Genomic DNA, 20650 nt, shown 5'->3' on the forward strand with positions numbered 1-20650 from the left:
ATCGCGCAGTGACATCGGTGAAGTGCACTGACATCAGCGAAGTGCGTGCCCCAGCTCGGCGGCCTTTGCCATCAGTTGCGCGGCATCTCGGGCAACAACAACCTCGTCGCAGATCTCCGAATACTCCGGCATCGCGCACGATGCCTGGTTCCAGTAACGCTGTGGTTCAGGCGTGATCCAGGCCAGACGGTGGACCTTTCGGCGGAGTTCCTCGAGCTTGTCCACCTGCGGGGGCAACCCGTTGCACCGACCGTCGCCCACGATGATGACAGACGTCCGTGAGTTCAAGGTGTTTCCGTGCTCGTCCAACAATTCTGTGAGCACCCGCCCGTAATCGCTGCTGGCTTCCAGATCCAGACCCGGGTGCGCGAGTACCGCGGCCAGTGCGCCGTCACCACTACTGGCGAGAAGGGTGTCGGTCACGTCGACCGGACGATCGACGAAGGCGAGGACTTCACAACGATCTGCTCGGCGATGCATTGCCTGAGCCAAGCGCAGAGTGAACGCGGTGATGGGGCGCACGGACAGCGACACGTCGGCGATGAGAAGTAGTCGAACACGATCGGGGCGAGGAGCTTTCACGACGAGATGGAAGGGTATCCCGTCGGTGCGCAGGCTCGAACGCACCGTGCGCCGCATGTCGAGATGCCCACGAGAGCGCTCACGGGGCCGAGGTCTGGACGGTCCTCTCATCCGCCGAAGCACTTCGTGGCACGCGAGTTCGATGTCGTTGTGCGTTGCGCCCGCGGCAGATTCACTGTCGGGCGCATCGGGAGCGGTTTCGGCGAGTGCAGCTGCCGAGAGTGCTTGCACGAACGCTTCGACCGCCTCGACGAGCCGGTTCAATTGTGCTTGCGTCAACGGCCCGTCGTCGGAGACATCTGCATACGCTTTGCTCGGGTCGTAGGCATCCAACCAGGCGAGGATCGACGTCGGATCGTCCCAGGACAGCGAGCCGACCACTGCTGCAGCAACACTGGTGCTCAGGTCACCGACCACCGCCGATGCTGCACGGTCCACGTCGACCGTGTAACTGACTCCGCGTCGACCGGTCTCCGAACCGGTATCGACCGACAGTTCGGCATCGCTCGACGTCATCGACACATCGTCGTCGTCCTTGTGCGGGTTGAAGCCCTTCTCCGCTTCCGGAGTGTCGAAGTAGTCGCCGACCTCGGCTGCACGCTCGTTGTACTCGGCGTACCGACCAACTTCTTGATCCTCGTCGATCCCCAGCGCGGTGGGCAGACCGTCCGCCACCTCGGCGCGCGACCCCATCCGCTCGCCGTGCGCTTTGCCTGCGGCCGGCCGGAACAGCGCGTCGAATGCCCGATCGAAACCGGCCTGCTCGTGAGAGTACTTGGCGCACACTGCCCGAAGACATGCTCGCAACGTCTCACGATCCGAAGCGCCGACCATCGCGAGAACACGCCGAACCTCGATGACCTCGGCCGGTGACGCGGAAACTCCGGCCGCCCTCAGCAATCGGCCGAAACTCGCGGACACCACGTCGAGAACAAACGACGGTTGCCACACGGCAAGGCCACCGAGCGTCGTCATCGCGTCGAACGGATTCCGCTGCCGCCGCGGATTCCCTGTTGATGAGGGTCACGTCCACCCGTGCCCCGGAACACGGCCGTCGTCGTGTTGGCGGGTTTGCTTGCCACCGTGGCCCGCTCGATCGGCTCGCCACCGTCACGCGACGATGATTCGAAACGCTTTCCGTCGAATCGTTCCTTGGCCAGCGTCACATCGGACGAGTACTTGAGCAACGCCGTGAGCAGGATGTCGCGCACCTTGGCGTCGGAAGCGGTGTCGAATCCGCCGGCCGCGAGCACTGTTGCCGCTCTGGCCGCGTCGATGACCTCCGAGATGGACGGGCTCTTGCGCAGCGGGAGATCACGCAAGATGCGAGCCAATTCGACGACCTCGGTGGCCGTAGCCGTATCCACCTCAGGCGCTCGGGCCGTGACGATCTCGCGTTCACGCTCCGATGTCGGATAGCCGAGATGGTAATGCAGACAACGACGCTTGAGCGCGGGTGAGAGCTCGCGGGTGTCGTTGGACGTCAGGATGACCCAGGGCTGCGAGCGGGCAACGAACGTACCGACCTCGGGAATGGTGATCTGCTGTTCGGCGAGAATCTCGAGGAGCAGTGCTTCCATCGATTCCTCGGTGCGATCTACCTCGTCGACCAGAAGCACTACCGGATCGGGTGAGAGGATTGCTTCGAGCAGCGGTCGTACGGACAGGAAGTTCTCGGAGTACAAACCGAAATCCTGATCGGCCAGAAACTTGGACGCTTCGGCGACGCTGTCGAATTCGGAAACCTGATCGCTGATCCGGTCGCGGAGCATCTGCACGTGCAGGAGTTGCTTCGCGTAGTCCCATTCGTACAGGGCGCGATTGTCGTCCAGCCCTTCGTAGCACTGCAATCGCACCAGTTTGCGGCCCCCGATCGCAGCCAGAGACTTAGCCAGTTCCGTCTTGCCGACACCGGCCGGCCCTTCGAGCAGGAGCGGACGCCCCAGCGCCGTCGCCAGATGAACGACTACCGCGAACTCGTCATCGGCAATGTAGTCCTGCTCTCGCAGAGCATCTTTCACTTCGATTCCGCTGGAGAAACTGCGACCGGGCATGGAACACCTTTCATGGGGGGCAAGCCCCTGTGCGCCTTTTTGGTAGTGCGGGCTACCAAAAAGGCGCACGGGGCCGAAGGCCCTGCTAGAAGTACGACTTGTTGATCGCGTGATCGACAACCGGGATCATCGACTCCACGGTCACCTCACGGGGATTGCCCGGGGTGCACCAGTCGTCCTGAATGTGCTCGGAGATGGCGCGCACAGTCTTCTCGTCACCCTTGATGACATCACCACGGCCCTCGTACTTCTTGGTGTTCATCTGGTTCTTCGCGTACGAGTCGGTGCGAACCTGACCGAAGTTGTCGGGGATACCGACGTCCTTGGCCAGACGGATGGCAGCCTCGACGGCAGCATCCGCGGCCTGAACCGTGGTGAGGTTGCGAGTGTCGACACCGAGTGCGCCGGCCAACTGGGCGTAGCGCTCGTAGCGCGAAGGCAGGTTGTACTCCCACACACGCGGCAACGCGATGGCGTTGTTCAAACCGTGGTGGCTGTCGAAGAAGGCACTGACCGCGTGCGAGATCGAGTGAACGATGCCGAGGCCACCGGAGTTGAAGGCCTGCCCGGCAATGTACTGCGCGTTCATCATTCCCTCGCGGGCCTTGAGGTTGCGCGGCTCGAAGACGGCCTCGCGCAGGTTCTTCGCGACCAACTCGACCGAGTAGATCGCATTACCGAGCGAAGGTGCGAAATCGAGACGAGACACGAAAGGCTCACTGCCGTGCGCGAGTACGTCGAAGCCGCAGTACGCGGTGAAATGCTGAGGGCAGGTGTAGTAGAGCAGCGGATCGTCGATCGCCAGGGTGACGATGGTCGCCTCGTCGAAACCCACCCACTTGTGCGGGTTGTTCATGTCCGACGTGTCGGTGATGACGTACGCCCACGACGTCTCGGAACCCGTTCCGGCCGTGGTGGATACGGCGATATGGGGCGGGTTCTCCTTGTTGGTGGACTTGGCGAAGCCCTCGAACTCGTTGATGTTGCGACCGTCGTGTGCGATCACGACGCGAGCGCCCTTGGCGGCGTCGTGGCTCGAACCACCGCCGATCGAGATGATCGAGTCGCACTTCTCCTTCTGGTAGAGAGCCGCGGCCTCCATGACGTTGTAGTCCTTGGGATTCGACTCGACCTTGTCGTAGAGCACGACCTCGACACCCTGGTACTCGATCTTGCCGACGAGTTCCTCGATGATGCCCGAACCGCGCAGACCGGTCGTCATCAGAAGGGTGCGCTTGAAGCCGAGGTTCTTGGCCTCCACCCCGATGATGTCGTGAGCGCCCACACCCATCAGGGCGCGAGGGAAGGGGTGGAACTCCTTGATGGGAAAGTCCCAGATCTGGTTGAGCTCGATAGCCATCGGTATCTCCTCAGGGATGTGCACGAATGTGACTGCGGGAGGGATTCGAGCCGATTCTTTGTGACCGGCGTCTCACCTGGTTCCCACTGTGTACCGACAAACAGCCCGTGCACAGACTTCGGCAGCTCAACCGCCCGGACGCCGCCCACGAACCGCCCGTTCGGGCAGGTCGACGCCACCCCGGACTGCCAGGACGGCTGGATCAGACCGCCGTGGTTCCCGCTGATCGGGAACGTGTTGCTCGGCGACTACGATCCCCAGTAGCTTTTCATCACTGCTAACATTGAACTAGAACACGTTCTAGATGTTGCACTTCACTGACCTGCGCTTTACCCAGCTTCACGAGAGGACTAGCTTCGCGATGACGACAGTCGAGGTACCGCACAGCTCGCGATCGGCGGTACTCACCGTGTCCGGAGTCATCGAAGAGACTTCCGACGCCCGGTCGCTGGTGTTCGAGATTCCCGCAGAACTGAAGGACAAGTTCGACTACAAGCCAGGTCAATTCCTGACCCTGCGCATCCCGAGTGATCAGACCGGCTCGGTCGCACGCTGCTACTCGCTGGCCAGTTCACCCTTCACCGACGACGCCCCCAAGGTGACCGTCAAGCGAACCGTCGACGGCTACGGCTCCAACTGGTTGTGCGACAAGCTCCAGGTCGGCGACACCATCGAAGTGCTGCCGCCGTCAGGTGTCTTCACGCCCAAGTCGCTCGATCACGACTTCCTGCTCTTCGGTGCAGGCAGCGGTATCACTCCGGTGATCTCGATCCTCAAGTCCGCCCTCACGCAGGGCAGCGGCAACGTCGTGCTCATCTACGCGAATCGCGACGAGAAGTCCGTCATCTTCGGCGCCGAACTTCGCGAATTGGCAGCGCAACACCCCGGCCGCCTCACCGTTGTCCACTGGATCGAAACCGTGCAGGGACTCCCCGCCGTCTCACAGTTGGCGACACTGGCCAAGCCATTTGTCGCGTACGAGGCCTTCATGTGCGGTCCGGGCCCCTTCATGGACGCCGTCCACAAGGCACTGGCAGAGGCCGGCATGCCCCGCACGCAGGTTCACGCCGAGGTCTTCAATTCACTCGCGGGTGACCCGTTCCGTGACGTCGAGGTAGCCGAGGTCTCCGACGAGGAAGCAGCCGACGCCGCAACCGTCGAGGTCGAACTGGACGGTGAAACCCACACCCTCGTCTGGCCGCGCAAGCAGACGCTCGTCGACATCATGCTCGCCAAGGGCCTCGACGTGCCGTACTCCTGCCAGGAAGGCGAGTGCGGGTCGTGTGCCTGCACCGTCACCGAAGGCGAAGTTCAGATGGACAACTCCGAAATCCTCGACGCCGAGGACGTGGCGAACGGCTACATCCTCGGTTGCCAGGCGAAGCCGATCACCGATCACCTGAAGATCGAGTTCTGAACCCTGCTTCGATGCATGACGGCCCCTGATTCCCTGCGGAATCGGGGGCTTTGTCATGTTCGGAGTCTCCCGAGTCATCTCCCGAGTCATCTTCCGAGTCCCGCCGCGAAACCCACGCAGGCTCCGTTGTGGGCAACCTCCACAGCGCAAGAATCAGTGCGAGGGTCACGATCAGGAAACCCTCACGAAGGACCAACCCGAACGGCAGCAGGAGCGGTGACGTCTCGATGAACTGCTGCCCCATGCTCGGCCCGCAATAGACGACGGCCAACCCCACAGCGGCCGCACCGAACTGCAGCGGCGATCGAAGCCGAAAGAGAACCGTGACGGCAGCAGGCACGAGATACACCCAGTGATGAATCCAGCTGATCGGCGAAAGAATCGGCGCGCTCAATCCGATCACCAACGCCGCATCGACCGCTCGCCCGACGCGATAGACATCTCGGGCGATCCATAGCGCTACCCCCGCGCACAGCACGGTCGACGGCATCGCCAGAGACGCTGTCCATGGGCCCAGCGCGGCAAGTCCGCCCTGCAGCGAACTGTTGCCGGCACTCGCGATCGCCTGCCCGCTCAAATCCACCCGGTCGCTGAGGTTCCAGACGACGTCCGACCAGAAGGTCCAGCTGACGGCCGGGTCCACCACTGCTGCGACGGCGGTCGCCGCGGCAAATCCGATCGAACTCCAGATCGCGAGTCGCCACTGCTTCGTGACGACGAAGTAGACGATGAAGAGAGCCGGAGTCAGCTTGATCGCGGCCGCGACGCCAATCAGCAGTCCTCGCGGAAACCACCGGCCGAATCTCGAATCCTCTCGGCGAGTCACGTCGAGCAGTACGAGCACCATCAGCACCAAGTTCACCTGGCCGAATGAGATGTGCGCACTGACAATGGGAGTCACCGACACGGCCAGGACCAATGCCGCCATGACGAGCGGCCGCTTGGGGACGCGAGCGGGAGTGAGCCTCGCAACCGTCCACACCAACGCCGCGATGCACAATCCCGACCACAGCAGATAGGCAGTCCACCAGTCGAAGAGGACAGTCGGCCAGAGGAAGATCACCGCGAACGGGGTGTAGGTGAACGGCATCCCTTCGTCGACGATCAACGGGCCGACGAGATTGCCCTCGTAGATGTTCGATCCCGCTGCGAACGCCTGGGCAGCGTAGCGGTAGACGAGAAAATCAACGGGTTCGACGGCTCGAACGGAGTACACGAGATAACACAGAGCTGCGACGCCGGCAGCGATCAGTGAACCGATCGTCACAATTCGAGACGCCTCGACACGGGTGGCGGGCATACCGAGAATCGTCCCACAACCTACCGAGCGGTACTTCGCTAGCGGGCCGCCCGGAAGTGCGCTCGCTCGTCTGCGGTCAGGTGTTCGCACGCGTAGCTCAGCGCCGTGCGTCCCATGTCTGCTGCATTCTTCGCGAGGAAACCGGTCAACAAATCCCGGTCCACCCGCTTGCCCACCTCGCGGAGCATCCAGCCCATCGCTTTCTGGGTCAGGTCTCGTCGATCACCCAGCACCCGCGCGGCAAGCTCGAGCGTGGTCGACCCGTCGCCGCGAGTGATGAATCCGTACGTCGTCAGCAGCGCCACCCGTCGTCGCCACAGGTCACCCGAATCGGAAAGCTCGAAGATCAGCCGGCGATCTCGGTCGTACAGCCAGCCGCCGAGGATCTGTCCGGCGGACGAATCCACGAGATCCCAATTGTTCACCCGCCCGTCCTCGACAGCGCTGAGATAGAAGTCGGCGATGCGGGAGCGACTCTCGTCGTCGAAAAATTTTGGGCGACTGACCTTTTCGAATCGAGCAACAAGGATCAACAGACCGGCCAAGCGATGCTCGTGGACGTCGCTGTCGAGAAGGAGGCGTACCTGAGGCAACTCGAGACCGACATGCTTCTTCACCACCGAACGCGTCTTCGGTACTCGCACGCCGATGAAGACGTCACCCTCGCCGTACTCCCCCGGCGCTGTCTTGAAGAACTTCTGTAGCTGGACGGCATCCGCGGGATCCGCGAGGTCGGCCAACTGTTCGATCACGTCCTGGGCACTCGATTGCGTCACCCCAGAACCTTCTCACGGGTCGTCTGTGCGGACTCTTCGATTCTCTCAGCGTCCTCACACCGTGTGCCCTGCTCGGCCACAGGTCGGCAGACGACACTCGAGGACAGTCAGTGAAAGGACCACCCATGATCACCGCCGCTATCGCATTCACCACTCTCACCCTCATGGCACTCTCGGGACATATCGCGGCCAGCGCTCCGCGCGGGCTCGTGGCAATCCGGACGAATAGTCACAAATCTTGATATTCGAGCCTCCACATCGCCTCTAACTGCAACGCGAATGCAATTGGCGGAGAGTTGATCTCGATCTGCCGCGGGCGTGTACTACAGGTGGACACACTCTCGTCTTTGGAGGTCTCGTCATGAAGTCGTGGAATCGAATGCAAGATGCCGTCGCGGTGGTTCTCGGCGTCTTTGCGGCTCTCTCGCCGATGTGGCTCGACACCACCGATCGGGCAATGTGGTCACTCGTCGTCCTGGGTGTCCTGGTTGCACTGTCGGGTCTGGCGCACATGGCACGTCCGGACATGGCCATGGCGGATTACGCGATGGGCGTTTTCGGCGTCTTGATGTTCATTTCACCCTGGGTCATGAGCTTCGACGCTCTACGCGGTGCGTCGTGGACGGCCTGGGTGGTCGGGGTCCTGACCGTTGTGGTCGCGGTGAGTGCGATGCCGGTGATGAGTGCGCGGATGCATCACGGGGGCCACGGCGGCGTAGCCGCACATTGACGGAGCGGCGTAGCCGCCCATTGACAGAGCGGAGTAGCTGCCCGTTGATGAATGGCTGAATACAGGTTGGATCAGGCTTTGATCGCGCCCAACAACCGCCCGGCGTCGAAGGCTTCGGCGCTGGGCGGTAGCGCGCCCGGACGACCACTCACGAAAACCTCGACGGTTCCCGATCCTTCACCCGCGTCACCGAGCCCGTCGATCCGCCGCAGGGTCTGTCGTGCAACGGCTTCGGCACTGTCGAAGAGTGTGACGCCGGCGGGTAGCCGCGCTGCGATTTCGTCCGCGAGCAGTGGGTAGTGCGTGCAGCCGAGGACAACGCCGTTGACGTCGTCCGGCGTCCGTGTCACTGCGGATTCGATAGCTGCAAGTGCGGCTGCACGATCACCGAGGTCTATCGAATCGGCCAGGCCGTGGCACGGCACCCCGACGACCTTGGCGCCGTTGCCGAACTGTTCGATCAGATCGGCTTGGTACCGGCTGGCAGTCGTCGCGGCGGTAGCCCAGATCGCCACTGAATCGCACGCGGCGGCCGCGGGCTTGATCGCGGGCACCGTTCCGATGACCGGCACCCCCGGTCCGACCAGTTCGCGGACGTGTGGGAGAGCGGTGACGCTCGCGGTATTGCATGGAAGAACGATGACCTGAGCCCCACGATCGAGGCTCCGCCGCACCGCACCGAGTACCCGGTCGACGACCCACTGCTCGGGCTTGGGTCCCCAGGGGGCGCCGTCCGGATCGAGGGACAGCACAAGATCGAGATCCGGGCGCAGGCGTCTGAGCCACGCAGAGGTAGGGAGCAGGCCCAGTCCCGAGTCGATGAGTGCAACGATCACCGCACAAATCTATCGCCTCGGAACCGGTCCTGCCTCATCCGTTCAGGCCGGTGTGGACTCCAACACGTCCGAGATGGGCGTGCCGGCTGCGATCTTCGCGCGCATCTTCATCACAGCTCCCGCGCTACCGCCGCCGACGACAGCTGCCAGCACACCGTCGCGCTCGTAGTAGGCGACGAACTTTCGGCCGTCGTCCTTCACGATGTGAACGGTGTCCGTGGGTGCGACGGTCCCCAATGCCTGGATCTTGACGTCGTACTGATCGCTCCAGAAGTACGGAACCTGCGCCGGCGCGTCCGGATCACCCGTTCCGGTGATCGCTCCCGCCAGGATCTTGGCCTGGTCCCCAGCATTGGTCCAGTGTTCGACACGCTTGCGTCGATCTCCGATCTGCCAGGACGCGACGTCGCCGACCGCCCAGACGTGTTCGGTGCTGGTGCGGCCGACGCCGTCGCAGAGCACTCCGTTGTCGAGTTCGATCCCCGAACCGTCGAGCCATCCCGTGACCGGCACCGAACCGACTCCGATCGCGACCACGTCGACCGGGATTTCCGAACCGTCGCTCAAGGTCGCCGCGGCAACCGCTCCGTCGCCGGACAACGAGGTCAAGCCCGTACCAACTCGGACGTCGATGCCCTCGTTCCGATGCAGACGTTCGACGAGGGCGCCGACCGTGGGGCCGAGCACCGACGCCAGCGGCGTCGGCTGGGGTTCGAGCAACACGACGTCGACGCCGTGAGACTTCATGCTCGCGGCCAGTTCGCAGCCGATGAAGCCGGCCCCGACGATCAGCGCACGCTTACCGGGAGCAAGGTCGGCGCGGAGGGCCAACGCTTCCTCGATGGAGCGCAGAACGTGCACTCCGGACAACTCCGGAAGGCCGGCGATGCGACGCGGAGTCAGTCCGGTCGCGATGACCAACTCGTCGTAGTCCAGGGTGGATCCGTCCGCGAACGCCACCGACTTGGCGGCCGTGTCCACCGAGGTTGCCGGCGAACCGAGCTTGAGATCGACCTTGTTCTCGACGTAGAACTCGGCCGGACGCAAGGTCGTCTCGTCCTTGTCGCCGCGGATCACTTCCTTCGACAACGGAGGCCTGTCGTAGGGCAGATGCGTTTCCCCACCCGCGAGCGTCAATTCACCTTCGAAACCAGCTCGTCGCAGTTCCTCGACGGTCCGCAGTCCCGACAAACCCGCACCCACGATCACTATCCGTGCCACCACGTACCACCCTGTCCGACCCACGTCACTTGCAGCGCTCACTATGAACGCCGTCACTATTTGCCTCCGACTCTGCCATACCAAATGCCGGAGTAGGTGTGGTGCATCCCGCATGGTCACCTACCAGTCACTACAGTTGGAGGTACTTCAGACGCACGCACTGACACATGAGCAGGGAGCCCCCATGACCAGCGATTCCAGTGAAAAGAACAGCGTCCGATTCGGCGCCGACGGTGGCGCGGAACTAGTCAGCACCCAGGGTAAGACGATCATCGCCGACGCCGTGGTCGCCAAGATCGCCGGTATCGCGACCCGCGAGATCAACGGCGTGTACGACGTCGGCGGGGGCACAGCGCGTGCGGTGGGGGCACTTCGCGACCGCATACCGGGCGCCCGCGTCAACCATGCCCAGGGCGTGGCGGTGGAGGTAGGCGAGAAACAAGCCGCCATCGACATCGGCATTGTCGCCGAGTACGGCGTCGCACTCCACGAACTGGCGGTAGGTATCCGCCGCAACGTCATTGCCGCAGTGGAAAGCATGACGGGTCTCGAGGTCACCGAGGTCAACATCACCGTCTTCGACGTCATGCTCTTCGAGGATGCAGAGAGCGGCGGCAGTACCGATCCGGAAGCCAAGCCGAGGGTTCAGTGAGTACCGCCGACGCCGGCCGCGAGATCGACGCGGCCGAGGTAGTCGCCGACGCGGTTCTTGCCATCCCGGAAGTGGCAGATCTGCACGGAGGACAGTTCGGCGAAGTGGGAACCTACCTCCCCGGACGCCGCATCACCGGCGTCGTCGTCGACGAAAACTCTTGTGCTGTACACATTTCCGTTCACTATCCGGCAGACGTTCGCAGCGTCGCCGAACGCGTACGAGCGGTGGTGGCGAGATTGGTCGACGTACCGGTGAACGTGACCGTCGGCGACCTGTCGACAGCGGGATATCTACCCGTTGATTCCGAAAATGCAGTCACCGAGCCTGCCACCGTCACAGACATTGCACCGAACATTCGAGAAGGGAACTGACATGAACAGCACCACCGTCGGACTGCTGGTCGGTCTGCTCCTCGCACTCGCCGGAATCATGGGTGGGTTCAGCGGTTTCGTCTTCGCAGTCCTGCTCGGCGCCGCCGGTATGGCGATCGGAGCACACCGCGACGGACATCTCGACCTCGGCGCGATCCTCCGAAGCCGTGGCCGTGGCTGAGCCGTCCGATCCCAGCGCAGCGGACGATCCTGGCCTACGCGGCTCCTTGGTCATCAAGGACCGTGCGATGGCCAAGATCGCCACGGCCGCAGCGGTGAACGTCCCGGGGGTGGTCCGCCAGTCCGGTGGCTTGACTCGCCTGACCGGACGCGACCTTCCGCGAGCCGACATCTCGATGGGTAGCGACGCCGTCGCCATCAATCTCTTCCTCGCCGTGTCCTGGCCGTGTTCGGTCACCGAGTTGACCGGCCGGGTGCGAACGGAAGTCGGACGCAGCGTCGAATCGCTGACCGGGCTTCCACTCCACGACATGAACGTGATGATCGCGGCAACCGAGGGTTCTGACGACTCCTGTGTTTCCGGCGTCGAGATCGCGGAGGGCCCGGCACAGCAGGCACTCTCGGATCCGATTCCGCCGCGGGTCCCCTCTGCGAACCCGGCGGCCGCGGTTTCGGCCGTCGTCATCGCGTGTGGTCTACTCGCACTCGCCTTCGTCGTCTCGCGCGAATGGTTCATCAACCGTGGAACTTTCGAATCGGCGCCCTGGATCCGAAACTCCGTGGAGTGGACGTCTCGCCTGCACTGGCAACCGTGGCTACTTCCGGTGGCGATCGCTGCCGTTGTCGCGGGTGTTGTCCTGATAATGTCGGCGATCAAACGCCGTGCGAAAACCCATGTCCCACTCGGGAACCCGAGCGCATCGACGGTGTGGATGCGGCCGACTGACATTGCACGTCTGTGCAGTAGCCACGCAGCGGTCGTTCCCGGCGTCGGCTCGGCTCACACCAGCGTCGACCGTAAACACGTCAAGGTCCACATCGAATCGACCGGTGGCGATCGAGCTGAACTTGCCGCAGCCGTCGACGCGGCGGTTCGGCCCCACCTCGCGATACTGCAGCGGCCACTGCAACTTTCGGTTGTCGTGCGAGAAACTGTAGTACGACGAAAGGACGCCTCGTGAACCGTTGGATCTCCGCGGTCGATCGGATCATCGTCCTCATCGTCGGAATCGCACTCCTCGCGGCGGGCGCATACGCCATCGCGTGGGACGCGGGCGCGTCGCTGATTCGAACCTGGGTGTCACGCCTCGATCGGGAGGTCCTCTTCGGCCTTCCGGAGGAGCCGTGGTGGCACTGGGTACTGTCGGGCACCTTCGTCCTCTGTGTCTTCGCCGGTTTCGGGCTGTTGTACCTGAACCTTCGCCGGCGCCGCACAAGCGCAGTCACATTGCGGCACAACGAATCCGGTACCGACGTCAGCGTGGATCTCGGACCCGTCGCAGACGGCGTAGCGGCCGAGCTCGCTCAGCTGACCGGCGTGCGGAGCACCAAGAGCAAAGCGACGGTCGATCGCGGACTGCCGACGCTGTCGATTGTCGTCACTGCAGATCCGTCGATCGACGTCGCCGGATTCTCCGCTTCGGCCGAACGTATCGCCGGCGCAACCAGGCGCAGCCTGGACGGCTCAACCGTCGCAGTACAGGTTCTGCTGCACCTCGACCGGGTGGAAGCCAACAAGTAAGTAAGAACCACGCAGGCACCCGATCACCGAACACTCGATCACAGGCCACCCGATGGAAGACACAGAAAAGGCGCTCACTCCCCGAAGGGAATGAGCGCCTTTTTCAGTGCTGTGAATCAGCTAGCGAGACAAGAGTCTCACTTGATGATCTTGGCAACCTTGCCGGCGCCGACCGTACGGCCGCCTTCGCGAATTGCGAAGCGCAGGCCCTCGTCCATGGCGACAGGCTGGATCAGCTTGACGGACATCTCGGTGTTGTCACCGGGCATGACCATCTCGGTGCCCTCAGGCAGCGTCACGACGCCCGTAACGTCCGTGGTACGGAAGTAGAACTGCGGGCGGTAGTTGTTGAAGAACGGGGTGTGGCGGCCGCCCTCGTCCTTCGACAGGATGTATGCCTGGCCCTCGAACTCCGTGTGGGGAGTCGTGGTGCCCGGCTTGACGACAACCTGTCCACGCTCGACATCTTCGCGCTTGATGCCACGAACGAGCAGTCCGACGTTGTCGCCGGCCTGGCCCGAGTCGAGCAGCTTGCGGAACATCTCGATACCCGTGACCGTGGTCTTGGTCGAGGTTTCCTTGATGCCGACGATCTCGACCTCTTCGTTGACGTTGACAACGCCACGCTCGATACGACCGGTGACAACGGTGCCACGGCCGGTGATCGTGAAGACGTCCTCGACGGGCATGAGGAAGGGCTTCTCGGTCTCACGAATCGGGTCCGGGATGGACTCGTCGACAGCAGCCATCAGGTCGAGAATGGACTGCGTCCACTTCGGGTCACCCTCGAGTGCCTTGAGTGCCGAGATCGGAATGACGGGGGCTTCCTCGTCGAATTCCTGAGCGGCCAGCAGTTCGCGGACCTCCATCTCGACGAGCTCGAGGATCTCGTCGTCGTCAACCATGTCGGCCTTGTTCAGGGCGACGAGGATGTAAGGAACGCCAACCTGGCGAGCGAGCAGGACATGCTCGCGCGTCTGGGGCATCGGGCCGTCGGTAGCTGCGACGACGAGAATAGCGCCGTCCATCTGAGCTGCGCCGGTGATCATGTTCTTGATGTAGTCGGCGTGACCCGGTGCATCGACGTGCGCGTAGTGGCGCTTTTCCGTCTGGTACTCAACATGCGAGATGTTGATCGTGATGCCACGAGCCTTTTCCTCGGGAGCCTTGTCGATCTGATCGAAGGCCGAAGCCTCGTTCAGGTCGGGGAATGCATCCGCGAGAACCTTGGTGATGGCCGCCGTCGTCGTGGTCTTGCCGTGGTCGACGTGACCAATGGTGCCGATGTTCACGTGCGGCTTCGTCCGCTCGAACTTCGCCTTCGCCACTTTGTGTCCTCCTGGACTGTTGTTGCTTGCCGTATGCAGCAGTGCGGTTGGTTGTTACTAGGTCGTGCTTCGTGCCGGAAGAAACCGAGGTTACTTGCCGGCGCGGGCTGGGGAGCTCGCTGTGCTTACTCGCCCGTCGCCTTGGCGATGATTTCCTTCGAGACGTTCGCGGGAACCTCTGCGTAGGAATCGAACACCATGGAGAAGTTCGCTCGGCCCTGGGTCTTCGACCGCAGGTCACCGATGTAACCGAACATCTCCGAGAGCGGAACCAGCGCCTTCACGACACGGGCACCACTGCGTTCCTCCATGGCCTGGATCTGGCCACGGCGGGAGTTGAGGTCGCCGATCACGTCGCCCATGTACTCCTCGGGCGTTGTGACCTCGACAGCCATGAGCGGCTCGAGAATGACGGGGCCGGCCTTGCGGGCGGCTTCCTTCAGTGCCTGCGAACCGGCAACCTTGAACGCCATTTCCGAGGAGTCGACGTCGTGGTAAGCACCATCGAGCAGCGACAGCTTCAGGTTCACGAGCGGGTAGCCGGCGAGAACACCGTACTGCATCGCGTCCTGCGCACCGGCATCCACGGAGGGGATGTACTCGCGCGGGATACGTCCGCCGGAGACCTTGTTCTCGAACTCGTAGGTAGCACCGTCTTCGCCCACGAAAGGCTCCAGAGCGATGATGACCTTTGCGAACTGGCCCGAGCCACCCGTCTGCTTCTTGTGGGTGTAGTCGTGCTTCTCGACCTTCTTGGTGATGGTCTCGCGGTACGCAACCTGCGGCTTACCGACGTTCGCCTCGACCTTGAACTCGCGACGCATGCGGTCGACGAGGATGTCGAGGTGGAGCTCGCCCATACCGCCGATGACGGTCTGACCGGTCTCTTCGTCGAGCTCGACCGAGAAGGTCGGGTCCTCTTCGGCGAGCTTCTGGATCGCGACGCCCAGCTTTTCCTGGTCGGACTTGGTCTTGGGCTCGATGGAGACCTGGATGACCGGCGCGGGGAACGACATCGACTCGAGGACGATGGGGCTCGCCTGATCGCACAAGGTGTCACCGGTGGTGGTGTCCTTGAGGCCGATCATTGCGTAGATGTGGCCGGCTACGGCCTCGTCTACCGGGTTCTCCTTGTTGGCGTGCATCTGGAAGAGCTTTCCGATGCGCTCCTTCTTGCCCTTGGTTGCGTTGAGCACCTGAGCACCCGGATCGATACGACCCGAGTACACGCGGACGAAGGTCAGCTTGCCGAAGAACGGGTGAGCAGCGATCTTGAAGGCGAGAGCCGAGAACGGCTCGTCCTTGCTCGGCTTGCGAGTGATCTCTACTTCTTCGTCACCGAGCTTGTGGCCGATGACCTCGCCGATGTCCAGCGGGTTCGGAAGGTAGTCGATGACAGCGTCGAGCATGGGCTGAACGCCCTTGTTCTTGAACGCGGAGCCACAGAGAACCGGGTACAGCTCGGAGGCGACCGTCATCTTGCGGATGGCGCCCTTGATCTCCTCGATGGTGAGCTCTTCGCCGCCGAAGTACTTCTCCATGAGAGCTTCGTCGGACTCTGCAACCGTCTCGAGCAGCTTCTCGCGGTACTCGGCAGCCTTCTCGACGAGATCCGCGGGGATCTCCTCGATGGTCGGAGCGGTTCCCGTCGGGACCACGCCGCGCCAGGTGATGGCCTTCATCTCGACCAGGTCGACGACGCCGTCGAAGTCGTCCTCAGCGCCGATGGGCAGCTGGAGAACGAGCGGCTTCGCGCCCAAGCGGTCGATGATGGTCTGGACTGTGAAGTAGAAGTCCGCGCCCATCTTGTCCATCTTGTTGACGAAGCAGATGCGCGGAACGTCGTACTTGGCAGCCTGACGCCAAACCTGCTCGGACTGCGGCTCGACACCCTCTTTACCGTCGAAGACAGCAACTGCGCCGTCGAGCACGCGCAGCGACCGCTCCACCTCGACCGTGAAGTCGACGTGGCCGGGGGTGTCGATGATGTTGATCTGGTTGTTGTTCCAGAAGCAAGTCACGGCGGCAGACGTGATCGTGATGCCGCGTTCCTTCTCCTGCTCCATCCAGTCCGTCGTCGACGCACCGTCGTGCGTCTCACCGATCTTGTAATTGACACCGGTGTAGAACAGGATGCGCTCGGTGGTGGTGGTCTTGCCGGCATCGATGTGCGCCATGATGCCGATGTTGCGGACCTTGTTCAGGTCAGTCAGCACTTCCTGTGCCACAGGTTTCTTCCCCGCTCGTTGCTTGGTTTTCGGGTGTCGGCCTTATCGGTGTGTTCCACCGTCAGGGCCATGGTCTTTCAATTATGTCTCTGCCGAGGCGAACCTTGCCACCTGCGTCCGGAATCGGTCGCGATGATCAGGCCGCCAACGGCGACAAGCGTCGGAGCCCCACCCGATGGCAGTTGCTCCGACGCTTTACATCACCAGCGGTAGTGGGCGAATGCCTTGTTGGCTTCGGCCATCTTGTGAGTGTCTTCGCGACGCTTCACAGCTGCACCGAGGCCATTGCTGGCATCGAGGAGCTCGTTGGCGAGACGCTCGACCATGGTCTTCTCACGACGTGCACGCGAGAAGGTGACCAGCCAGCGCAGTGCCAGCGTGGTGGAACGACCGGGGCGAACCTCGACCGGCACCTGGTAGGTAGCGCCACCGACGCGGCGGCTACGAACCTCGAGTGCAGGCTTGACGTTGTCCAGGGCGCGCTTGAGGGTGACGACCGGATCGGTGCCGGTCTTCTCGCGTGCCTGCTCGAGAGCCTGGTACACGATTCGCTCTGCGGTGGACTTCTTGCCGTCCAGCAGGATCTTGTTGACGAGCTGCGTCACCAACGGGGAACCGTAAACCGGGTCGTTGATGAGCGGGCGCTTCGGAGCGGGGCCCTTACGTGGCATTAGCTCTTCTCCTTCTTGGCGCCGTAGCGGCTGCGTGCCTGCTTGCGACCCTTGACACCCTGGGTGTCGAGGGAGCCGCGGATGATCTTGTAACGGACACCCGGGAGGTCCTTCACACGACCGCCACGGACGAGCACCATGGAGTGCTCCTGAAGGTTGTGACCTTCACCGGGGATGTACGCGGTGACCTCGACCGAAGTCGTGAGGCGAACACGTGCGACCTTACGGAGCGCGGAGTTCGGCTTCTTGGGGGTGGTGGTGTACACGCGAGTGCACACGCCACGACGCTGCGGGCTGCCCTTGAGGGCTGCCGTCTTGACCTTGGCGGTCTTGTCGCGGCGACCCTTGCGGACCAGCTGGTTGATGGTTGGCATTTACCGGCTTTCTTGTGACGAACAGACTGCTCGAGCGAACTCGGGCCGTTCGAAAACGTGGCTGTTCTGAAATTAGGGATCTAGCAGTTGGAGCAAGAGAGCTGCTGCTCCTCACCCACCTCAGAGTCTGTACTCAGCACTTTCATGCCGCGCACTGCCCCCGAGGTCGGGCGTGTCGCATACCCCCACACAGGCAGCCGGATGCTCGTTCATCAGCAGTTTCTGCTCGAACGCGCGCACGGCAATACCTAGCTAGGCACACAGATCGGCCCGGGCATGCCGGACACGACCCATAACGATACCTGTCGGCGCGCCACGAGGTCAAAGCGAGGCCACGGTGATAGTGACCTCACGCTCTGACCAGACACTCTGGCTGCACACTCAGACCACGCAGCCGGACCGGTCGCGATCAGATGCTGCGGTTCAACGTCAACGCGCCGAGCTTTGCCGCAGCCTCGCACGGATCCGCGCCGCCTTGCGGCTCGGTGACCCACCAACCGAACACTCCCCCGGCCGGTGCGCTCGCGCTCACCCCGCAGCTCTGCGGATCGGCCGGCTGGCGAACCTGGTACCCGCCACTGCCGTTGATGTCGATTTTCGCCACCACGTATCCCAGGTGCTCGAATGCAGCGCGCTCGTGATCGAGGGTGCCCGTCTCGAACCAGTTGAAGGTGATCTTGATCGGACCCGCGGCTCCGATGCCGTCCCAACGGCAGATAGCGCCGAAGAACCCACGCCCGACGGCGTCGGCACCCACGGCACCGGCGATCTGCTCGTCGGTGACGGCTTCGCATTCTTGGAGGACGTTCGCGAATTCCTGGCTGTCACTACCGCCGTAGCTGCCCTCCGCACGAGGAGTCCCGGTGACCACCGAGCCGCAGCCTGTCAGCAGAACCAGCGACCCCGCCAAGGCGAGTCCGATCCTTATGCGCTTCACGGCGCCCTCGAACTTCACTGTGCCCTCGAAACTGTTTTTTCCATCAGATCCCGCGCCACCGTGCATGGATCCGCGGTCGGTGGCAGCAAACCGTAGGTGATCGACCAGTGCACGAAGTCTCCGCCGAACGCGATACCCAACTCGCACAACGAACCTGCGGTGGACGCGATGAAGCCCTGGTGTCCACCGATCGTGATGTCGTCGGCAGGACGTCCGAGCAGGTCGGACCCGGCCCGTTCGCGGCCGATCGGGCTACCGCGGTACCAGGAGAAACTGACGCTCGGACCGTTCGAACCGGCGACTTCCCACTGGCACCCGACGCCGTTGCGCGTCGTCGTCGCAAAAGCGCCGAGATTGAAGGCGTTGACAACTTCCTCGTCGGTCACCGAGCCGCATTCGGCGAACATCGGGCCCGGATCCGTAGGTGCGAGTGCCTGCGAACCCGCACCGTCGCCCGGCTGATCGACGGACCCGTCGCCGGAGCTGCAGCCGACCACGGCCGAGAGCACGGCAGCCGAGACCAATACCGAAGTCCCGATCGAAGTGAGAGTGCGTGCGGCCATGGAGCCGACTGTACTTCTCGGTGGCCCCCGACACACGCCACGTGCGCGTCGAGAGCACCGGCGCCGGCCCCGCCGCTACCGATTCAGGGAGTTGCCACCGGTACCCGAACAAGTGTGGAATCCAATTGCGCCGCCCACTGTTTGACCACCTCGGTGCGTCGGCGCGAGTCGTCTGTCAAGACATCAGCCAGCCCCAGCCCGCGGGCCAGGTCCAGGGTCGCCTGTACCAAGCGGTGCGTCACCGGGTCGGAGTCGTCGACACCCAGACTCTCGACGGCCATGCGGTGCGCGATGCGCCCGAATCGTTCCTCGAGGGGCAGTACGCGGGCACGCAGGTCGGGGTCGGAGGCAGCGGCCGTCCACACCTGCAGTGCTGCTTTGAACAGAGTCCCGGTGTAGTACTCCACCAACCGCGAAATGATCGCCTCGGTTCGTCCGGCACCCACCGGAAGGTCGGTCGATTCCTTTCGTGCCTGATCCATCCGGGCGTCGAACATCACCTCGAGCGCCGCGGTGATGAGGTCCTCGCGGGTCGGGAAGTGATGCTGCATGGCGCCTCTGGACACCCCGGCACGCTGCGCGACGACGCTCATCGTCGTTGCGCTCCACCCGAGTTCGGCGAGACACTCCACAGTCACTTCGAGCAGGTGGGAGCGCGTGACTCGACTTCGGTCCTGCTTGGGCTCTCGAGTCATCGCGCCGCCATCCCTTCTACTTCTGTGTTCCAGCGCTTCTGTGTCCCAGCTGCGCAGTTTCTACTGCGCCCAGGCCGCTGGACGCTTCTGCAAGAAAGACATCATGCCCTCACGAGCCTCGTCAGAGGAAAACAGCCGAGCCGACTGCGCGATCATCTCCTCGCCGTCCCGGTCGAATCCAGCCAGGACCGAACGCGTCGTGATCCACTTCGATTCGGCAAGTCCCTGCGGTGAACATTGGCGCAAGGTGCCGAGCAGTTCGGTGATCGACTCCTCCGTGTCCTGCGACGCGGAGGTGACGAGTCCGATGGATTCGGCCTCGTGCTGGCCGAACTTCTCGCCGGTGAGCAGATAGCGGCTCGCAGATCGCTGGTCGAGCCTCGGTAGGACCGTGAGCGAAATGATGGACGCTGCCAAACCCAACCGTGATTCCGTCACCGCGAAGGTGCTCGCCGGTCCGGCGACGACGATGTCGCACGCCCCGACAAGACCCATGCCTCCGGCCCGGACGTGACCGTCGATCCGCCCGATCACCGGCTTGGGAAGCTCGAGAATGCTGCGCAAGAGTGTCAGCATCCCCCGTCCTCGCTCCTTGACGGCGTCCTCCGGTGATGCGGACGAACCGGAGGCCTCACTGAGATCGGCTCCCGCACAGAATGTTCCACCGGTGTGGGTGAGTACCACCGCTCGAACTGCCGGATCGGCGGCAGCCGACGTCAACCCAGCCTGCAACTCCGTGACCAACCGCGTCGAAATCGCGTTGCGGTTGTGGGGTGAGTCGAGAGTGATCGTGGCAGCACCGCCCGATACTTCGTACCGTACGTATGGCTTGTCCTGATCCGTCATGAGT

General features: G+C 63.1%; 22 protein-coding genes. 7 read left to right on the plus strand and 15 right to left on the minus strand.

The annotated features are described in order from the left end of the window. Positions 1-33 precede the first annotated feature (33 nt). The 3 genes from madC to mdo all read right to left on the minus strand — a co-directional run bounded on the left by madC (position 34) and on the right by mdo (position 3996). A complete protein-coding gene (gene madC / locus ABIE52_RS12805; RefSeq protein ID WP_064443329.1) occupies positions 34-1557 on the minus strand; it encodes a MadC family VWA domain-containing protein in 1524 nt (507 codons plus the stop codon). After that, positions 1554-2636: a MadB family AAA-type ATPase gene (locus ABIE52_RS12810; RefSeq protein WP_065352147.1), complete on the minus strand. Its 1083-nt coding sequence runs from the start codon at positions 2634-2636 to the stop codon at positions 1554-1556. Before ABIE52_RS12810 ends, madC begins: the two co-directional genes overlap by 4 nt. An 85-nt stretch (positions 2637-2721) precedes the next feature. After that, positions 2722-3996 carry an NDMA-dependent methanol dehydrogenase gene (gene mdo / locus ABIE52_RS12815; RefSeq protein ID WP_003942095.1) on the minus strand — a complete coding sequence of 425 codons (1275 nt, stop codon included), beginning with the start codon at positions 3994-3996 and terminating at the stop codon, positions 2722-2724. 361 nt (positions 3997-4357) lie between these two features. On the opposite strand from mdo, the gene ABIE52_RS12820 reads away from it, so the two are divergent. Continuing rightward, positions 4358-5413: a ferredoxin--NADP reductase gene (locus ABIE52_RS12820; protein ID WP_003941851.1), complete on the plus strand. Its 1056-nt coding sequence runs from the start codon at positions 4358-4360 to the stop codon at positions 5411-5413. On the opposite strand, the gene ABIE52_RS12825 is transcribed toward ABIE52_RS12820, so the two are convergent. Both ABIE52_RS12825 and ABIE52_RS12830 read right to left on the minus strand, forming a co-directional pair. Continuing rightward, the gene (locus ABIE52_RS12825; RefSeq protein ID WP_192712120.1) at positions 5385-6713 is read right to left on the minus strand and encodes a glycosyltransferase 87 family protein; all 1329 of its coding nucleotides are present in this window, start codon (positions 6711-6713) and stop codon (positions 5385-5387) included. The two genes, ABIE52_RS12820 and ABIE52_RS12825, sit on opposite strands and share 29 nt — an antisense overlap. Positions 6714-6751: 38 nt before the next feature. After that, positions 6752-7489, minus strand: a complete 738-nt coding sequence (locus ABIE52_RS12830) for a DNA alkylation repair protein (protein ID WP_007728380.1) — start codon at positions 7487-7489, stop codon at positions 6752-6754. A gap of 361 nt (positions 7490-7850) precedes the next feature. Here ABIE52_RS12830 and ABIE52_RS12835 point away from each other — a divergent pair, with 361 nt between their 5' ends. Then, entirely contained in the window at positions 7851-8219 is a 369-nt protein-coding gene (locus ABIE52_RS12835; protein WP_003941901.1) for an SPW repeat domain-containing protein, read from the plus strand. Between the two features lie 71 nt (positions 8220-8290). Here ABIE52_RS12835 and ABIE52_RS12840 read toward each other — a convergent pair whose 3' ends face one another. Both ABIE52_RS12840 and ABIE52_RS12845 read right to left on the minus strand, forming a co-directional pair. Next, positions 8291-9055, minus strand: coding sequence for a glutamate racemase (locus ABIE52_RS12840; RefSeq protein ID WP_007728383.1), 765 nt, complete (start codon positions 9053-9055; stop codon positions 8291-8293). 42 nt (positions 9056-9097) lie between these two features. Then, a complete protein-coding gene (locus ABIE52_RS12845; RefSeq protein WP_238565183.1) occupies positions 9098-10276 on the minus strand; it encodes an NAD(P)/FAD-dependent oxidoreductase in 1179 nt (392 codons plus the stop codon). A gap of 184 nt (positions 10277-10460) precedes the next feature. Here ABIE52_RS12845 and ABIE52_RS12850 point away from each other — a divergent pair, with 184 nt between their 5' ends. The 5 genes from ABIE52_RS12850 to ABIE52_RS12870 are packed head-to-tail and all read left to right on the plus strand — an operon-like array spanning position 10461 to position 13004. Next, complete coding sequence (locus ABIE52_RS12850; RefSeq protein WP_003941912.1) at positions 10461-10928, plus strand: Asp23/Gls24 family envelope stress response protein; 468 nt, start codon at positions 10461-10463, stop codon at positions 10926-10928. Then, positions 10925-11302 (plus strand): hypothetical protein, encoded by a 378-nt coding sequence (locus ABIE52_RS12855; RefSeq protein WP_003941945.1) that lies wholly within the window; start codon positions 10925-10927, stop codon positions 11300-11302. Before ABIE52_RS12850 ends, ABIE52_RS12855 begins: the two co-directional genes overlap by 4 nt. 1 nt (position 11303) lies before the next feature. After that, positions 11304-11483, plus strand: a complete 180-nt coding sequence (locus ABIE52_RS12860; protein WP_003942043.1) for a hypothetical protein — start codon at positions 11304-11306, stop codon at positions 11481-11483. Then, on the plus strand, positions 11470-12444 hold the full coding sequence (locus ABIE52_RS12865; protein WP_007728390.1) for an Asp23/Gls24 family envelope stress response protein: 975 nt from the start codon (positions 11470-11472) through the stop codon (positions 12442-12444). Before ABIE52_RS12860 ends, ABIE52_RS12865 begins: the two co-directional genes overlap by 14 nt. Next, positions 12441-13004: a hypothetical protein gene (locus ABIE52_RS12870; protein WP_007728392.1), complete on the plus strand. Its 564-nt coding sequence runs from the start codon at positions 12441-12443 to the stop codon at positions 13002-13004. The genes ABIE52_RS12865 and ABIE52_RS12870 overlap by 4 nt, the downstream gene beginning before the upstream one ends. Before the next feature lie 137 nt (positions 13005-13141). Here the strand turns inward: ABIE52_RS12870 and tuf are convergent, their stop codons facing one another. From tuf to ABIE52_RS12910, 8 genes are all read right to left on the minus strand, one after another. Further along, entirely contained in the window at positions 13142-14332 is a 1191-nt protein-coding gene (gene tuf, locus ABIE52_RS12875; protein ID WP_003941926.1) for an elongation factor Tu, read from the minus strand. A 125-nt stretch (positions 14333-14457) separates the two neighbouring features. Continuing rightward, positions 14458-16560, minus strand: a complete 2103-nt coding sequence (fusA, locus tag ABIE52_RS12880) for an elongation factor G (RefSeq protein ID WP_007728394.1) — start codon at positions 16558-16560, stop codon at positions 14458-14460. A 200-nt stretch (positions 16561-16760) separates the two neighbouring features. Then, positions 16761-17231 (minus strand): 30S ribosomal protein S7, encoded by a 471-nt coding sequence (gene rpsG / locus ABIE52_RS12885; protein ID WP_003941856.1) that lies wholly within the window; start codon positions 17229-17231, stop codon positions 16761-16763. Next, the gene (gene rpsL / locus ABIE52_RS12890) at positions 17231-17605 is read right to left on the minus strand and encodes a 30S ribosomal protein S12 (protein ID WP_003941908.1); all 375 of its coding nucleotides are present in this window, start codon (positions 17603-17605) and stop codon (positions 17231-17233) included. The genes rpsG and rpsL overlap by 1 nt, the downstream gene beginning before the upstream one ends. Positions 17606-18014: 409 nt before the next feature. Beyond that, on the minus strand, positions 18015-18560 hold the full coding sequence (locus ABIE52_RS12895) for a DUF3558 domain-containing protein (protein ID WP_003942022.1): 546 nt from the start codon (positions 18558-18560) through the stop codon (positions 18015-18017). Then, on the minus strand, positions 18557-19105 hold the full coding sequence (locus ABIE52_RS12900) for a DUF3558 domain-containing protein (protein WP_003941874.1): 549 nt from the start codon (positions 19103-19105) through the stop codon (positions 18557-18559). Before ABIE52_RS12900 ends, ABIE52_RS12895 begins: the two co-directional genes overlap by 4 nt. 83 nt (positions 19106-19188) lie before the next feature. Beyond that, complete coding sequence (locus ABIE52_RS12905) at positions 19189-19800, minus strand: TetR/AcrR family transcriptional regulator (protein WP_003942008.1); 612 nt, start codon at positions 19798-19800, stop codon at positions 19189-19191. A gap of 60 nt (positions 19801-19860) precedes the next feature. Beyond that, the gene (locus ABIE52_RS12910) at positions 19861-20646 is read right to left on the minus strand and encodes an enoyl-CoA hydratase family protein (RefSeq protein ID WP_007728400.1); all 786 of its coding nucleotides are present in this window, start codon (positions 20644-20646) and stop codon (positions 19861-19863) included. Between the last annotated feature and the right edge of the window lie 4 nt (positions 20647-20650).

It is taken from the genome of Rhodococcus sp. OAS809 (genome assembly GCF_040546695.1).
Classification (GTDB): domain Bacteria; phylum Actinomycetota; class Actinomycetes; order Mycobacteriales; family Mycobacteriaceae; genus Rhodococcus_F; species Rhodococcus_F qingshengii.

Excerpts from the sequence above, each read along its gene's own strand:
- rpsG (WP_003941856.1), bottom strand. The coding sequence starts at position 17,231 with ATGCCACGTAAGGGCCCCGCTCCGAAGCGCCCGCTCATCAACGACCCG.
- ABIE52_RS12850 (WP_003941912.1), top strand. The coding sequence starts at position 10,461 with ATGACCAGCGATTCCAGTGAAAAGAACAGCGTCCGATTCGGCGCCGAC.
- ABIE52_RS12905 (WP_003942008.1), bottom strand. The coding sequence starts at position 19,800 with ATGACTCGAGAGCCCAAGCAGGACCGAAGTCGAGTCACGCGCTCCCAC.
- ABIE52_RS12825 (WP_192712120.1), bottom strand. The coding sequence starts at position 6,713 with ATGCCCGCCACCCGTGTCGAGGCGTCTCGAATTGTGACGATCGGTTCA.
- rpsL (WP_003941908.1), bottom strand. The coding sequence starts at position 17,605 with ATGCCAACCATCAACCAGCTGGTCCGCAAGGGTCGCCGCGACAAGACC.
- ABIE52_RS12910 (WP_007728400.1), bottom strand. The coding sequence starts at position 20,646 with ATGACGGATCAGGACAAGCCATACGTACGGTACGAAGTATCGGGCGGT.
- ABIE52_RS12835 (WP_003941901.1), top strand. The coding sequence starts at position 7,851 with ATGAAGTCGTGGAATCGAATGCAAGATGCCGTCGCGGTGGTTCTCGGC.
- madC (WP_064443329.1), bottom strand. The coding sequence starts at position 1,557 with ATGACGACGCTCGGTGGCCTTGCCGTGTGGCAACCGTCGTTTGTTCTC.
- mdo (WP_003942095.1), bottom strand. The coding sequence starts at position 3,996 with ATGGCTATCGAGCTCAACCAGATCTGGGACTTTCCCATCAAGGAGTTC.
- ABIE52_RS12900 (WP_003941874.1), bottom strand. The coding sequence starts at position 19,105 with ATGGCCGCACGCACTCTCACTTCGATCGGGACTTCGGTATTGGTCTCG.
- ABIE52_RS12860 (WP_003942043.1), top strand. The coding sequence starts at position 11,304 with ATGAACAGCACCACCGTCGGACTGCTGGTCGGTCTGCTCCTCGCACTC.
- ABIE52_RS12810 (WP_065352147.1), bottom strand. The coding sequence starts at position 2,636 with ATGCCCGGTCGCAGTTTCTCCAGCGGAATCGAAGTGAAAGATGCTCTG.
- ABIE52_RS12820 (WP_003941851.1), top strand. The coding sequence starts at position 4,358 with ATGACGACAGTCGAGGTACCGCACAGCTCGCGATCGGCGGTACTCACC.